General features: G+C 62.1%; 14 protein-coding genes. 4 read left to right on the top strand and 10 right to left on the bottom strand.

The window, feature by feature from the left end; genetic code table 11:
- Positions 1-12 precede the first annotated feature (12 nt).
- The 7 genes from sigX to ppsA all read right to left on the bottom strand — a co-directional run bounded on the left by sigX (position 13) and on the right by ppsA (position 7,047).
- Positions 13-603: an RNA polymerase sigma factor SigX gene (sigX, locus tag LOY67_RS08755; RefSeq protein WP_025212681.1), complete on the bottom strand. Its 591-nt coding sequence runs from the start codon at positions 601-603 to the stop codon at positions 13-15.
- 91 nt (positions 604-694) lie between these two features.
- Complete coding sequence (locus LOY67_RS08750; RefSeq protein ID WP_041021634.1) at positions 695-1,519, bottom strand: mechanosensitive ion channel family protein; 825 nt, start codon at positions 1,517-1,519, stop codon at positions 695-697.
- Positions 1,520-1,521: 2 nt separating this feature from the next.
- Positions 1,522-1,767: a CrfX protein gene (locus tag LOY67_RS08745; RefSeq protein ID WP_265066804.1), complete on the bottom strand. Its 246-nt coding sequence runs from the start codon at positions 1,765-1,767 to the stop codon at positions 1,522-1,524.
- Between the two features lie 62 nt (positions 1,768-1,829).
- Positions 1,830-2,825: a zinc transporter ZntB gene (locus tag LOY67_RS08740; RefSeq protein ID WP_265066803.1), complete on the bottom strand. Its 996-nt coding sequence runs from the start codon at positions 2,823-2,825 to the stop codon at positions 1,830-1,832.
- A gap of 25 nt (positions 2,826-2,850) precedes the next feature.
- Positions 2,851-3,342 (bottom strand): ribonuclease E activity regulator RraA, encoded by a 492-nt coding sequence (gene rraA / locus LOY67_RS08735; RefSeq protein ID WP_041021633.1) that lies wholly within the window; start codon positions 3,340-3,342, stop codon positions 2,851-2,853.
- A gap of 126 nt (positions 3,343-3,468) precedes the next feature.
- Positions 3,469-4,458, bottom strand: a complete 990-nt coding sequence (locus LOY67_RS08730; RefSeq protein WP_265066802.1) for a lysophospholipase — start codon at positions 4,456-4,458, stop codon at positions 3,469-3,471.
- Between the two features lie 213 nt (positions 4,459-4,671).
- Positions 4,672-7,047, bottom strand: coding sequence for a phosphoenolpyruvate synthase (gene ppsA, locus LOY67_RS08725; RefSeq protein ID WP_265066801.1), 2,376 nt, complete (start codon positions 7,045-7,047; stop codon positions 4,672-4,674).
- 176 nt (positions 7,048-7,223) lie between these two features.
- On the opposite strand from ppsA, the gene LOY67_RS08720 reads away from it, so the two are divergent.
- The gene (locus LOY67_RS08720; RefSeq protein WP_265066800.1) at positions 7,224-8,042 is read left to right on the top strand and encodes a pyruvate, water dikinase regulatory protein; all 819 of its coding nucleotides are present in this window, start codon (positions 7,224-7,226) and stop codon (positions 8,040-8,042) included.
- Between the two features lie 124 nt (positions 8,043-8,166).
- On the opposite strand, the gene LOY67_RS08715 is transcribed toward LOY67_RS08720, so the two are convergent.
- The 3 genes from LOY67_RS08715 to LOY67_RS08705 all read right to left on the bottom strand — a co-directional run bounded on the left by LOY67_RS08715 (position 8,167) and on the right by LOY67_RS08705 (position 10,767).
- A complete protein-coding gene (locus LOY67_RS08715; RefSeq protein ID WP_265066799.1) occupies positions 8,167-8,658 on the bottom strand; it encodes a GNAT family N-acetyltransferase in 492 nt (163 codons plus the stop codon).
- A 100-nt stretch (positions 8,659-8,758) separates the two neighbouring features.
- Positions 8,759-10,090 carry a sensor histidine kinase gene (locus tag LOY67_RS08710; RefSeq protein ID WP_265066798.1) on the bottom strand — a complete coding sequence of 444 codons (1,332 nt, stop codon included), beginning with the start codon at positions 10,088-10,090 and terminating at the stop codon, positions 8,759-8,761.
- The gene (locus LOY67_RS08705; protein ID WP_265066797.1) at positions 10,087-10,767 is read right to left on the bottom strand and encodes a response regulator; all 681 of its coding nucleotides are present in this window, start codon (positions 10,765-10,767) and stop codon (positions 10,087-10,089) included. The genes LOY67_RS08710 and LOY67_RS08705 overlap by 4 nt, the downstream gene beginning before the upstream one ends.
- A gap of 184 nt (positions 10,768-10,951) precedes the next feature.
- Here LOY67_RS08705 and dsbD point away from each other — a divergent pair, with 184 nt between their 5' ends.
- The 3 genes from dsbD to dsbG are packed head-to-tail and all read left to right on the top strand — an operon-like array spanning position 10,952 to position 14,288.
- Positions 10,952-12,679, top strand: coding sequence for a protein-disulfide reductase DsbD (dsbD, locus tag LOY67_RS08700; protein ID WP_265066796.1), 1,728 nt, complete (start codon positions 10,952-10,954; stop codon positions 12,677-12,679).
- Positions 12,679-13,548 (top strand): TlpA disulfide reductase family protein, encoded by an 870-nt coding sequence (locus LOY67_RS08695; RefSeq protein WP_265066795.1) that lies wholly within the window; start codon positions 12,679-12,681, stop codon positions 13,546-13,548. The genes dsbD and LOY67_RS08695 overlap by 1 nt, the downstream gene beginning before the upstream one ends.
- Positions 13,524-14,288 (top strand): thiol:disulfide interchange protein DsbG, encoded by a 765-nt coding sequence (gene dsbG, locus LOY67_RS08690; protein WP_265066794.1) that lies wholly within the window; start codon positions 13,524-13,526, stop codon positions 14,286-14,288. Before LOY67_RS08695 ends, dsbG begins: the two co-directional genes overlap by 25 nt.
- Positions 14,289-14,375: the final 87 nt, after the last annotated feature.

Genomic DNA, 14,375 nt, shown 5'->3' with positions numbered 1-14,375 from the left:
TTTGCGCCGAACTTAAGTTTCGGCAATGCCTGCAAATTTCTCACGCAGCTTATCGAGAGCGCGCTTGTAACGCATTTTTGTCGCGCTCAAACCCATATGCATGATGTCTGCGATCTCCTGGAACTCCAGCTCTGCGACAAATCGTAGCACCAGAATTTCCCGGTCGATCGGGTTTACATAAACCAGCCAGCGATCAAGCCCGCCCTTCTCCTCAGGCTTTGGCGCCTTTTCTTCAGACGCTTCTTCAAGAGGGTCCAGGCTCAAAGCATCCATCAACCGACGCTTTCGCCGCTCCTTGCGATACTGTGTGATGCATTCGTTGTAAGTGATGCTATATAGCCATGTCTTGAACTTCGATTTCCCCTCGAAGTTCTTCAGGCCATACAACACCTTCAACATCACCTCCTGACAGACATCGTCAGCGTCGCGATCGTTCCCCAGATACCGTGCACAAACGTTAAATAATGTTCGCTGGTAACGGCGCATCAACTCTTCGTAAGCACGTGTTACGTGGAACAGCTCCGTATGCGCGCGCGCGACCAACTCCTCATCGGAGAGATCACGGGGGTCATAGCGCGTGGACAGCGATTGGGGTTTGTTCAAAACAAGTCGGGCCGACGGTCTAGGTCAATGTGCGCCGCAGCCTGCGGTGGCAGGCATTTTGCGGCGGCATACATTAGCAGAGTTTGCCGGGTTAGCGGCTACTCACATGCTGCTCCAGCAGGATCCGATTGGAGAGCGACACCAGTTCGCCCTCCTCGGTCAGCAAGGTGGTCTTCACCGTGCCGATCTCCTCGATCTGGCCTTCGACCTCGCCAACCCGCACTTGTTGCCCAACCTCATACAGTTCACGCACGTAGATTCCCGCGAGAATCTGACCGGCGATTTCCCGGCTTCCCAATCCCATTGCCAGCGCAATCGCCAGACCAACGGTAATCAATACGATCACGATCACATGGTTGAGCAGGTCAGTCTTGACCTCCAACTGGCTGATCGCGACAGAAATACTGATGATGATCACAAGACCCTGGGCGATTCGCCCCAGGCCCGAAGCGTAATCCAGCCCTACGCCTTCGGCTGCACCGCGCACCAGCCCGTTGGCCAGTTGAGCCAGCAGCACGCCGACCAGCAGCACCAGTGCCGCCCCGAACACTTTGGGCAGGTACAGCGCAAGCATGTCGAGGGTCGCCGAAACCCGCTGGAGACCCAGGGATTCTGCCGCGGAGACGAGAAAAATAAGCAGCACGAACCAGTAGACGATCTTGCCCACCAGGGTCGAGATCGGTACCTGGATGCCGCCACGGGACAGCAGCTTGGTCAGGCCCGTGCCGCCCATCAGGCGATCCAGACCCAGCTTGGCCAGCAGCTTGGAAAGCAGCGTGTCCAGCAACTTGGCCACGACGAAGCCCAACAGCACCACCACCAGGGCACCGAACAGGTTCGGGATGAAGTTGGCCACCTTGGTCCACAACGCAGTCATTGCCGCGACAAGGCTCTGGGTCCAGAGATTAAGTTCCATATTCAATCAGCCTTATCAGCAGTGCGGGTAGCAGGTTTACGGCGGGAAACCGGCGAGACGTGGGCCGACCCGTTGTTCAGGGCAATCATCAGCGCGGGCAGCCAGCGGCCCAGCAGGCTGAACAGATCGCCGGCGCCAACCTGGCGGTTGGCGGTTTTCAGCACACGCCCCAGGCATGCATCGTCGTCCCGGCTGGACGGCGAGGCCTTGAGCATGTCGCGCAAAGACTGTTCAAACGGATCGTGCATACGCACCTCTCGTGATGTCTGTGAAAGACGCGATCAAATTTCGTCGGGTCACATGAAACCTGTTACACCCAGCGCAAACGACGGAACAGCCACCACTGCCCCAGGGCCACGCAGACCATCAGCAGGCAGGCGACCAGGAAGCCGTAAGGGCTTTGGGAAAATGGAATACCGCCGACATTGATGCCCAGCAGGCCCGTGAGAAAACTCATCGGCAGGAAGATTCCGGTGACGATGCCGAAGCGGTACATCGTCCGGTTCATGCGCACCGAAAGGCGCCGGTCCTCGGCCTCCAGCACAAGCCCCACGCGCTCTCGAGTCAATTCCAGTTCCTCGAGATAACGGGTCAGGCTGTTGTTCAATTCATTCCAGTAGTCGCCGTCGTCGTCGACGAACCACGCCAGCTTGATTCGTGACATCTGGCCGAAAATGTCCCGCTGCGGCGCCAGGAACCGCTTCAGTCCGGCGGCCCGACGACGAATGTGCAAGATGGCATCGTGCTCGGGGGTATACCGTTCGTCGGCATCGAGCATTTCTTCTTCGCCGTCGACGATTTCCGAGAGTTGGGAAACCAGATCCTGGACCTTGTTGGTCAGGTACTGCGCCATATAAAGGATGAGTTCCGACGCGGTTTTCGGTCCCTTGCCTTCGGCCAGGTGCGCCAACAGCTCATCCGTGGCGCGCAAAGGACGAAGACGCAGGGAGATCACGCGTTGGGCGGAGGCGAAAATCCGCACCGAAACCATGTCTTCCGGCTCGGCGCCCGGGTTGAGGTTGATGCCCCTGAGGAACAACAGCAGCTCGGCATCGGGCAACGGCAACAGGCGCGGCCGGGTGTTCTCCTCCAGCAGCAGGTCGCAGTTGAACTCGCTCAGGCCGCTGGATTTGCGCAACCAGGTATGGGTTTGTGGATGGCTGCGATCCCAATGCAGCCACAGGCTTTCGTGCGCCTGCAAGTGCAGATCGTCGAGCTCGGTCCGGGCGATCGAACGCGCGCCGCCCTTACCGTCCAGCACCAGGGCATGCACCAGCCCCCACTGCGCGTTTTCTTCCTCGAACATCCTCATCCCTTACGGCTTTGACGCTTCATTCAGGCATTTTCAGCGGGCTGGGCGAGACGATCACGCCGTTATTGTCCGCATAGACATATTCGCCCGGACGGAACGTCACGCCGGCAAAGGTCACGGCCACATTGAGATCACCGATACCGCGCTTGTCGGTTTTCATCGGATGGCTGGCAAGCGCCTGGACACCGAGGTCGGTCTGGGCAATGACATCCACGTCGCGGATGCAGCCGTAGATCACCAGCCCTTCCCAGCCGTTTTTCGCGGCCTTTTCCGCCAGCATATCGCCGAGCAGTGCCCGACGCAGGGAGCCGCCGCCGTCGACCACCAGCACCTTGCCGTTGCCCTTGAGTTCAACCTGTTCCTTGACCAGGGAGTTGTCCTCGAAGCACTTGATGGTCACGATTTCACCGCCAAACGAATCGCGGCCGCCGAAATTGCTGAACATCGGTTCCAACACCTGCACCAGGTCCGGATAGGCATCGCACAGGTCGGGCGTGAGGTAATGGTTCATCGAACAACTCCTGAAAGGCTGGAACGTCAGACTGAATGAGCAACCGTTTGTGACCGGAACCGTTTAACGCGTCATATCTTAGCCGCAAGGCGACCAGAGCGAAATGATCTTGTCAGAACCGTCGCCTCAAACCGCCTCGGCCAGAGCCGGCAGGGTTGCCGGCAATGGCAGGCTCTGCTCCTCCAGCCAACGCGCCACCAGAGGCCAGACCTCGGCGTGCGCAGCCTTGCTGACCAGCATCTCCACATGACCGAAATCGTCACTGAAGCCGTGCTCCCGGCCCAGGCAGACAAACTGCTTGCGCTCGGAACCGATCTGTTCGAAGAGCTTGCGGCAAGCCCAGCTCGGGTCCTGATGATCGCCGGCAGCACTCACTGCCAGCGCCGGCACCTGTACGTCGGCCAGGCCCGCCCACCAGTCCTTCTCGGCATCGCCGAAACGCCCGAACAAACCGTACCAACGCATGCTCTCCAGGGCCAGGCCGATGGGCTCGTCCTCCGGGCCACGCTTGAGTCGGGAGCCGGACAACTGCGCAAAACGCTTGAGGATGAACCGTCCGCTCCACTCCACCGGTGGAATTTTCAGCGGCCAGTAGGTACGACTGACCTGAGTGCCGAAAAACGCCGCCGACGCCACGGCCGGCTCGCCCAGGTACTGGCCGCCCAAGGCTGCCGCCAGGGTGATGCCCCCCAGGGAATGGCCGATCCAATGCGGCACTTGCCCGCTTTGCTCGCGCACAAAGGCGCCGATGGCCGGCAAGTCGTAGCGCGCATAGTCGGCGACACGATTCTTGCGGTAATCCTGGTTGCGCTGGGATAAGCCATGACCGCGCATTTCGGGAATCCATACGTCGAATCCCAGCCGTGTCAGATACGCTCCCAGGCCCAGCCCCTTGGGCGAATACCAGAAACGCCGGTTGGAAAAACTGCCGTGCAACAGGATCACGGGGACGCCACGGGCTTCGGTGCCGTCAGCCATGCCCAGGCGGGTGACAGCCAGTTCGACGCTGTAGTCCGGGCTGTTGCCGGGTTTCAAACGGTAGACGTCTTCGCTCAGATCGCCACGCCGCTCGGCGCTGATCAGGGCGACAGGAAAAAGGTTGCTGCTGCTTTGCATAATGCTCTTGCACAAAAAAGGGCGGCTTCCATCAGGAGCCCGCCCTACTTCAATCAAAGGGGCCTAGCAACAAACTCCTGTGGGAGCGAGCCTGCTCGCGAATGCGATGGATCAGCCACATTGATGGCGACTGACACACCGCTATCGCGAGCAGGCTCGCTCCCACAGGTTTGCAGCTCAACTAATCGGCATTGCCGTTGGAGCACCCTCCACTCAGACCGCAGCCTGGCCCTCGGCCAGGAAGAACCAGGTTTCCAGTACCGAATCCGGGTTCAACGACACGCTTTCAATGCCCTGTTCCATCAGCCACTTGGCCAGGTCCGGGTGGTCCGAAGGCCCCTGGCCGCAGATGCCGATGTACTTGCCGGCCTTGTTGCAGGCGGCGATGGCATTGGCCAGCAGCTTCTTGACCGCCGGGTTCCGCTCGTCGAACAGGTGCGCAATGATCCCGGAGTCACGGTCCAGGCCCAGGGTCAGCTGGGTCAGGTCGTTGGAACCGATGGAGAAGCCGTCGAAGAACTCGAGGAACTCTTCGGCCAGGATTGCGTTGGACGGCAGCTCGCACATCATGATCACGCGCAGGCCGTTCTCGCCACGGGCCAGGCCGTTCTCCGCCAGCAGGTCAACCACCTGGCTCGCTTCGCCCAGGGTGCGCACGAACGGCACCATGATCTCGACGTTGGTCAGGCCCATGTCGTTGCGCACGCGCTTGAGGGCGCGGCACTCGAGTTCGAAGCAGTCACGGAAGGTTTCGCTGATGTAGCGCGAAGCGCCGCGGAAGCCCAGCATCGGGTTTTCTTCTTCCGGCTCGTAGAGCTTGCCGCCGATCAGGTTGGCGTATTCGTTGGACTTGAAGTCCGACAGACGCACGATGACCTTTTTCGGATAGAACGCGGCCGCCAGGGTACTGATGCCTTCCACCAGCTTCTCGACATAGAAGCCGACCGGATCGTCGTAGCCGGCGATGCGCTTGTCGACGCTGTCCTTGATTTCGGTTGGCAAACCGTCGTAGTTCAGCAACGCCTTGGGGTGCACGCCGATCATGCGGTTGATGATGAACTCGAGGCGGGCCAGGCCCACGCCGGCGTTCGGCAACTGGGCGAAGTCGAAGGCACGGTCCGGGTTGCCGACGTTCATCATGATCTTGAACGGCAGCTCCGGCATGGCGTCCACGGAGTTCTTCTTGATGTCGAAGCCCAGTTCACCTTCGAAGATGTAGCCGGTATCGCCTTCGGCGCAGGAAACGGTCACGCCCTGGCCGTCCTTGAGCAGTTGGGTGGCGTTGCCGCAACCCACCACCGCCGGGATCCCCAGCTCACGGGCAATGATCGCCGCGTGGCAGGTACGCCCGCCACGGTTGGTGACGATGGCGCTGGCGCGTTTCATCACCGGTTCCCAATCCGGGTCGGTCATGTCGGAGACCAGTACGTCGCCGGCCTGGACCTTGTCCATCTCCGAGACGTCCTTGATGATCCGCACCTTGCCCGCGCCGATGCGCTGGCCGATGGCACGGCCTTCCACCAGCACGGTGCCGGTTTCCTTGAGCAGGTAGCGCTCCATGACGTTGGCCTGGGTACGGCTCTTCACGGTTTCCGGACGGGCCTGAACGATGTACAGCTTGCCGTCGTCACCGTCCTTGGCCCATTCGATGTCCATCGGGCACTTGTAGTGCTGCTCGATGATCATCGCCTGCTTGGCCAGCTCGCTGACTTCGGCGTCGGTCAGGCAGAAACGGGCGCGCTCGGCCTTGTCCACATCGACGGTTTTCACCGAACGACCGGCCTTGGCTTCGTCGCCGTAGATCATCTTGATGGCCTTGCTGCCCAGGTTACGGCGCAGGATGGCCGGGCGACCGGCCTGCAACGTGCCTTTATGGACGTAGAACTCATCCGGGTTCACCGCGCCCTGGACGACGGTCTCACCCAGGCCGTAGGCGCCGGTGATGAACACCACGTCACGGAAACCCGATTCGGTGTCGAGGGTGAACATCACGCCGGCAGTGCCGGTTTCGGAACGGACCATGCGCTGCACGCCTGCGGACAGGGCGACCAGCTTGTGGTCGAAGCCCTGGTGCACGCGGTAGGAAATGGCACGGTCGTTGAAAAGGGAGGCGAAGACTTCCTTGGCGGCACGGATGACGTTTTCCACGCCCCGGATGTTCAGGAAGGTTTCCTGCTGGCCGGCGAAGGAGGCATCCGGCAGGTCTTCGGCGGTGGCCGAGGAGCGCACGGCGACAGCGATGTCGGGGTTGCCTTCGGACAGCTTGGCGAAGGCGGTGCGGATTTCGCTGTTCAGTTTCTCGGGGAACTCGGCTTCCATGATCCACTGGCGGATCTGGGCACCGGTCCTGGCCAGGGCATTGACGTCATCGACATCCAGGGCATCGAGGGCATCGTGGATCTGCTGGTTCAGGCCGCTCAGTTCCAGGAAATCACGATAGGCCTGAGCCGTCGTGGCGAAGCCACCCGGCACCGAGACACCGGCACCGGCGAGGTTACTGATCATCTCGCCCAGGGATGCGTTCTTGCCCCCCACATGCTCCACATCATGGACGCCGAGCTTATCGAGGGAAACTACGTACTCTACCAAGGTGATCTCTCCACTAACTGTGTTGGAAAAGCTCAAGGCACCGGTGACTCCTGGGGAGCGTTGACCGGCGATATGGCCTGGACCTGGAAAATAAGTGAGAATGCTGGCCATTGGTGGCCGGCAAATCGCGCCTATCATATCCAAGAATCGCTATTAGCTTAAGGCCCAAGGTGCAAATGAAACGATCTGCTTTCTTTATCTCCGATGGCACCGGCATCACCGCCGAAACCCTAGGTCAAAGCCTGCTGGCGCAGTTCGAAAACATTACCTTCACCAAGCTGCTGCGACCGTACATCGATAGCCCCGACAAGGCGCGGGCGATGGTACAGCAAATCAATAAAGCCGCCGAAACCGACGGTTTTCGCCCGATCATCTTCGATACCATCGTCAATCAGGACATCCGTGAGATTCTCGCAACGTCCAATGGTTTCATGATCGACATTTTTTCGACCTTCCTGGCGCCCCTGGAGCAGGAACTGAGCGAGCACTCTTCCTACTCGGTCGGCAAATCCCATTCCATCGGCCACAACTCCAACTACATGGAGCGGATCGAGGCGGTCAACTTCGCGCTGGACAACGATGACGGCGCTCGCACACATTATTACGACAAGGCCGACCTGATCCTAGTGGGGGTGTCGCGTTGTGGTAAGACGCCGACGTGCCTGTACATGGCGATGCAGTTCGGCATCCGTGCGGCCAACTACCCGCTGACCGAAGAAGACATGGAGCGCCTGCAACTGCCCAGCGCCCTGCGTGCCCACCAGCACAAGCTGTTCGGCCTGACCATCGACCCGGACCGGCTCACCGCGATCCGCAACGAGCGCAAGCCCAACAGTCGCTATTCGAGCTACGCCCAGTGTGAATTCGAAGTGCGCGAGGTGGAGAACCTGTTCCGGCGGGAGAACATTCCCCACATCAACTCCACGCATTTTTCCGTGGAGGAGATTTCGGCGAAGATCCTGGTGGAGAAAGGTGTCGAGCGACGCTTCAAGTAACCGCAGACACAAATACCTGTGGGAGCGAGCCTGCTCGCGATGGCGGTGCGTCAGCGACATCAATGTGGCTGATCCATCGCTATCGCGAGCAGGCTCGCTCCCACAGGGGGTTGCGGCGCTCGAACTAATGCTTCAACCGCTCACCCAGCGACTTGTGCATCGCAATCGCCGCGACACCGCCGATGGCAAATGCCTTGGCGCTTTGCTCGAACCCCAGGCGGCGATAGAACCCATGGCTCGTGGCTGTGCTGTTTAGCCGCACCTGGGCAAGCCCGCGACCGTACAACCAGGCTTCAATATCCCGAACCAATGCCCGCCCGGCCCCGCGTCGAAACCACTCCGGCTGCACGTAGCAGAATGCGATCCGGCCATTGATCGAGGCCATGGCGACGCCCACCGGTCGCCCTTGCAGACGCGCCAGGGTCAGGCGCAACCGCGGGTCGGCCAGCCAGGGGCGAATACGTGCAGGGGTACTGTTGCGGGTCCAGGCGGCCACGATGCGCGGGTCGTTACGGTGGTCCGCGGCACAACCGACCCGGATGGAACGCTCGGCGATCCGGCTGATGATGCCGGCGTCACCCGGCGCGGCGGTGCTGATTACGATGGAAGTGTCCATGGCGCTGTTTTCCTCAGTCCTTGAGTCGGCTGAAAAAACATAGACCCGGGTAAGCCGGGTGCGCCAATGGGAATGATTGCAGGAAGCTTCACGGGGCCAGCTACCGAACCTGCACCTGTACCGGCATCGTCAATTCCACCCGCAGCCCGTCCGGACGACTGTCGAAATGCAGGCTGCAACCACAACGCTGGACAATCGCCTGGACGATCGCCAGCCCCAGGCCGCAGCCGGTGCTCTGACCGTTGCGCCAGAAGCGCTGGGTCAGGTGCTGGATATCATCGGCGGCAATGCCAGGGCCGTGATCGCGGACCTGGAAACGCACCCGCTGGCCAATCATGTCCAGGCTCAGCTCCACCTCGGTACCCTCCGGGGTATGGCGCAGCGCGTTATCCAACAGGTTGCGCAACGCCGCAATGGAAAGCACCGCCGGCATCTGCACCGGCGCATCGGATACCCCAGGAGCAACGTGCAGCCTGATTCGCCCAGGGTCGCCACTGGCCGCATCCTGGATCGCCAGCCGCGCGACCTGCTCGGCGTTGCACTGCACCCCATCGTCGAAGGACAGGCTGCCCTCCACCCGGGCCAGCAGCAGCAACTGCTCGAGGGTGCGATGCAACCGGTCAGCGCCCTCCTCGGCCCTGGCCAGAGACTGGTCGCGTGCGACGCCGTCGGTCATGCGCGCCACTTGCAGGTGCGTCTTGATGGCCGTCAAGGGGCTGCGCAGTTCATGGGCGGCATCGCCGGTCAGCCTCCGTTCACGCTCGATGGTCTTGCCGATGCGCTGGAACAGCTGGTTCTGGGTTTCCAGCAGGGGCCGCAATTCGCTGGGCAACGGATGGATCTGCAAAGGTTCCAGAGAATCGGCATTGCGGCGCATCAGTGCATCGCGCATGCGATTGAGCGGCGCCAGGCCTTGGCCGACGCCTAGCCACAGCAGGCACAGGCAGCCGAGCAGCGCCACACCCACCGGCACAGAAGCAGCCAACAGAATCGACATGTTCAGGGCTTCCCGCTCGATCTGCCGGTCGGCGGTGGTGATGCGCACATCGCCCCGCGCCAGGGTGAAGCTGCGCCACGGCGCACCGTTGATCATCTGGTCGTGAAAGCCCATTTTCTCGGCTTCCAGGGCTTGTTCCGGGGTGCTGTGACTGCGGGCCAGGATCTCGCCACGCAAGGAGCTGACCTGGCAGGCCATGCCGCCGGGAATGCTCAATTGCTCGGCGCTGAAATGCGTGCCGTCACCCTTGCTTGGCAACGGCGGCAGTTGCTCCAGCAGGCCGGCGACCATCCGCGCCGACGCCACCAGACGCTGATCGAGGGAAAACATCATCTGGTTACGCAGATCGCTGAGCATCCACGCCGCCGCCAGGGCCCAGATCAGGGTGAAGGCCGCGCCGAGGGTCAGGCTCAGGCGCAATCGCAGGCTCATCACTTGGAAGGCTCCCCGCCATCGGCCGGGCCGAGGCGATAACCCAGCCCACGCACAGTCTCGACAATCCCATTGCCGAGCTTGCGCCGCAGGTGGTGGATATGGACGTTGAGGGCGTTGCTTTCCAGTTCGTCGTTGAACCCGTAGACACTGTCCTTGAGTTGCTCGGTGGACAGCACCCGACCACGGCTGTGCAACAGCGCCTGCAACAGTGACTGCTCACGCCGGGACAGATCCACCGGCTGGCCATCCAGGAGGGTTTCACGGCTGCTGGGGTCGTACGTCAGGCGACCGTGTTCGATCAGGTTGACGCTACGACCCGCGACGCGCCGCAGCAAGGTGTGCAGGCGCGCCGCCAGTTCGCGCAGGTCGAAAGGTTTGAGCAGGTAGTCGTCGGCCCCAGCTTGCAGTCCGTCGACCCGATCGGTTACCGAGTCCCGTGCGGTGAGGATCAGCACCGGAATCTCCAAACCTTGCTGGCGCAGTTGCTTGAGCAGTTTGAGGCCGTCCTCGTCGGGCAGCCCCAGGTCCAGCACCATGACATCGAACTCGGCCACGCCAACCATCGCCCGCGCCGCCGAGGCCGTGGCGACGTGCTCGACGGTCAGGCCCTGGGCCGTGAGACCGGCGACGATCCCGCTGGCGATCAGTTCATCGTCTTCGCAAACCAGTACACGCATGGTAAGCCCCGTGGAAAAAGGTACATTAGGCCGCCGGCCGATTAAGCCGACATTATGCGACGAGTACGGCAAACATGGGCGATCATTGCTGCAAGCGGCCCTCGCCGTTTAATCGACGGTTAATCGACGGTTAATCGCCAGTCGCCATCGTGCTTTCCACTTGCTTCGTTCTAAGGCTTTATCCATGCGTCGATTGTTTTTGCTGTGGCTGCTGCTGATTTCGGGCCTGGCCCAGGCCGCCAATCCTTTCGAAACCAAACCCGATTTCCTGCCGGTGGAAAAGGCCTTCGTGTTTACTTCCGAACGCCTGGACTCCGGTGAAACCCAGCTCTTCTGGCAGATCGCCGATGGGTACTACCTGTATCAGAAGCGACTCAAATTCGATGGCCTTGCCGATGCGCAGAAACCGAAGCTGCCCGAAGGTGAAGCCCACAGCGATGAGTTTTTCGGCGACCAACAGGTCTATCGCCAGGCACTGGAGCTGAAGATTCCGGCGGGCGCCATCGGCAAGATCAAGGTCGGCTTCCAAGGCTGTGCCGATGCAGGCCTGTGCTACCCACCCCAGACCCAGGTGGTCGACCTGGGCGGCGGTGCATCCGCTGTGATCAAAGGCGAAGCGCCGGACCAGGCCCTGGCCAGCGGCCTGCAACAACGGGCGCTGGGCTGGAGCCTGTTGGTATTTTTCGGCCTGGGGCTGTTGCTGGCGTTTACACCGTGCTCCCTGCCGATGCTGCCGATCCTCGCCGGCCTGGTCGTCGGCAGCGGTGCCGGACCTCGACGCGGCCTGGCGTTGGCCGGCAGCTACGTGGTCAGCATGGCCCTGGTGTACGCCGCCATGGGCGTGCTGGCCGCGCTGCTGGGCGCCAATCTCCAGGCTTTGCTGCAACAGCCGTGGCTGCTGGGGACTTTCGCGGCGGTGTTCGTGGTGCTGGCGCTGCCCATGTTCGGTTTCTTCGAATTGCAATTGCCGGCAGCCCTGCGCGATCGCCTGGAGAACGCCGGGCGTCAGCGACGCGGCGGCAGCCTGGTGGGCGCAGGAGTTCTCGGCGCGCTGTCCGGCCTGCTGGTGGGCCCGTGCATGACCGCCCCGCTGGCCGGCGCGCTGCTGTACATCGCCCAGAGTGGTAACGCGCTGCACGGTGGCCTGATCCTGTTTGCCATGGGTGTCGGCATCGGCCTGCCGCTGTTGTTGCTGGTGACCGTGGGCAACCGCTTCCTGCCCAAGCCCGGCGCCTGGATGGACCTGGTCAAGGGTGTGTTCGGCTTCCTGTTCCTGGGCACTGCGTTGCTGATGATTCGCCCGGTCATCGATGGCTCGCTGTGGATCGGACTGTGGGGGGTGTTGTTGTTGATCGCCGCCTACAGCGCCTGGCGCCAGACCGAAGGGTTCGGTCGCATGGCCTATGCCTGCGGCAGCGCGTCACTGCTGTTTGGCCTGTGGGGCAGCGCGCTGCTGGTGGGCGCGGCCGGCGGTAGCGATGATTTCTTCCAGCCGCTGAAGGTCTACACCGGCGACCAGGGCAATGCGACCGTCAGTGCCCACGATGCCTTCGTCACGATCAGCGAGCCTGCCGTCCTGCAAAAGGAGCTGGACGCGGCCAAGGCCCAGGGCCAATGGGTGCTCGTGGACTATTACGCCGACTGGTGCGTGGCCTGCAAGATCATGGAAAAACAGGTGTTCGGCCGTGTCGAGGTGCTGGACGCCCTGAAAGATGTACGCCTGCTGCGCCTCGACGTGACCGCCGACAACGCCGCCAGCCGCGCACTGCTGAGCCGATATCAGGTGCCCGGGCCGCCGAGCCTGCTGTGGATCGGCGCCGACGGTGAAGAGCGCCGCAGCCAGCGCATCACCGGGGAAGTCGATGCCAAGGGATTCCTGGAACGCTGGAGCAGCACCCGGGACGCGAACTGATGCTGACATTCACCCTGGGCACCTTTGCCATCGCCCTCAACCACCTGCTGCTGATCAGTGCCTTGGCGCTGGCGACCCTCGTGGGCTGGCGGGTGGCCAGACGTGGTGGCGAAAACCCCGAATCGGTGCTGTTCGTGTTGTTCCTGGCGGGGCTTCTGGCCGCGCGGATCGGCTTTGTCGTCGCCTACTGGAGCCATTACCAGAACGACCCGTGGCAGATCGTCGACTTGCGCGACGGCGGTTTCCTGGCCTGGCCAGGTATCGTGGCACTGGTAATCGGGACGCTGCTGTGGACCCGACGTCGACCGGCCCTGCGCCGGCCATTGGGTTTCGGTGTCGGCAGCGGCCTGCTGTTCTGGCTGCTGGCGACCATGGCGCTGACGATCTATGAACAGGGCACTCGGTTGCCAGACATCGACCTGCGCGACGCCAGTGGACAGACCGTGAAGCTCACCGATTATCAGGGCGGGCCCCTGGTGATCAATCTCTGGGCCACCTGGTGCCCACCCTGCCGGCGTGAAATGCCGGTGCTGGAAAAAGCCCAACAGCAACGTCCGGACCTGACCTTCCTGTTCGTCAACCAGGCCGAAAGCATGCAGAGCGTCAGCACTTACCTCGCCACCCAGGGCCTGAGCCTGGGCAACGTGCTGTTCGATGGTAGCGGTCGCCTCGGCCAGGCCGTGGGTTCCATGGCGCTGCCGACGACGCTGTTCTACAGCGCCGACGGCCGCCTGCTGGGCAGTCACCTGGGTGAACTGTCGGAAGCAAGCCTGGCCCGCGCCCTGGAGAGTTTCGAAACGCCGGGTTCAACCACGGCCCCCCACCCCGCCACAAGGAAACCGCCATGCCCCGCCTCCGCCACCTGCTGACGCTGGCCGTCGCCACGGCGCTGTTGCAAACACCGTTGCTACACGCCGAAGAACTGCCGGCAGCCATCAAGAAAATCGAAGCCAAGGGCGCGAAGATCGTCGGCACCTTCGAGGCACCGGACGGGCTGCGCGGCTATGCGGCGCAATACCAGAACCGTGGCATGGCGCTGTACCTGACGCCGGACGGCCAGCACGTCCTGCTCGGCAACCTGTACGACGCCGACGGCAACGACCTGAGCGCCGAGCCACTGCAGAAGCTGGTCTATGCACCGATGGCGAAGCAAATCTGGGCAAAAATGGAGGCGAGCAACTGGATCGCCGACGGCAGCAAGGACGCACCGCGCACCGTGTACCTGTTCAGTGACCCCAACTGCCCGTACTGCAACATGTTCTGGGAACAGGCACGGCCATGGGTCAAGGCCGGCAAGGTGCAGTTGCGCCACATCATGGTGGGCATCATCCGCGAAGACAGCCCCGGGAAATCCGCCGCGCTGCTGGCGGCCAAGGATCCGCAAAAAGCCCTGGAGGACCATGAAAAATCCGGCAAGGGCAGCGCGCTCAAGCCCCTCAAGGACGTACCGCCCGCCGTCCAGGCCAAGCTCGATGCCAACCAGCAGTTGATGGACGAGCTGGAGCTGTCCGCCACCCCGGCGATCTTCTACCTGGATGAAAAAGGCGAGCTGCAACAGCAACAAGGCGCCCCGTCGCCGGACAAGCTGGTGAAGATTCTCGGGCGGTAGGAGCTGCCGCAGGCTGCGATCTTTGATTTGTTCGCTTGGGACTCAAGTGTCTGGGGAAAGATCGCAGCCTCGCTACGCTCGGCAGCT

The sequence above is a fragment of the Pseudomonas sp. B21-056 genome (genome assembly GCF_026016325.1).
Classification (GTDB): Bacteria; Pseudomonadota; Gammaproteobacteria; order Pseudomonadales; family Pseudomonadaceae; genus Aquipseudomonas.
This window is presented reverse-complemented; position numbering and strand designations above follow the sequence as displayed.

Excerpts from the sequence above, each read along its gene's own strand:
- LOY67_RS08750 (WP_041021634.1), bottom strand. The coding sequence starts at position 1,519 with ATGGAACTTAATCTCTGGACCCAGAGCCTTGTCGCGGCAATGACTGCG.
- LOY67_RS08745 (WP_265066804.1), bottom strand. The coding sequence starts at position 1,767 with ATGCACGATCCGTTTGAACAGTCTTTGCGCGACATGCTCAAGGCCTCG.
- LOY67_RS08740 (WP_265066803.1), bottom strand. The coding sequence starts at position 2,825 with ATGTTCGAGGAAGAAAACGCGCAGTGGGGGCTGGTGCATGCCCTGGTG.
- rraA (WP_041021633.1), bottom strand. The coding sequence starts at position 3,342 with ATGAACCATTACCTCACGCCCGACCTGTGCGATGCCTATCCGGACCTG.
- LOY67_RS08730 (WP_265066802.1), bottom strand. The coding sequence starts at position 4,458 with ATGCAAAGCAGCAGCAACCTTTTTCCTGTCGCCCTGATCAGCGCCGAG.
- LOY67_RS08720 (WP_265066800.1), top strand. The coding sequence starts at position 7,224 with ATGAAACGATCTGCTTTCTTTATCTCCGATGGCACCGGCATCACCGCC.
- LOY67_RS08715 (WP_265066799.1), bottom strand. The coding sequence starts at position 8,658 with ATGGACACTTCCATCGTAATCAGCACCGCCGCGCCGGGTGACGCCGGC.
- LOY67_RS08705 (WP_265066797.1), bottom strand. The coding sequence starts at position 10,767 with ATGCGTGTACTGGTTTGCGAAGACGATGAACTGATCGCCAGCGGGATC.
- dsbD (WP_265066796.1), top strand. The coding sequence starts at position 10,952 with ATGCGTCGATTGTTTTTGCTGTGGCTGCTGCTGATTTCGGGCCTGGCC.
- LOY67_RS08695 (WP_265066795.1), top strand. The coding sequence starts at position 12,679 with ATGCTGACATTCACCCTGGGCACCTTTGCCATCGCCCTCAACCACCTG.
- dsbG (WP_265066794.1), top strand. The coding sequence starts at position 13,524 with ATGCCCCGCCTCCGCCACCTGCTGACGCTGGCCGTCGCCACGGCGCTG.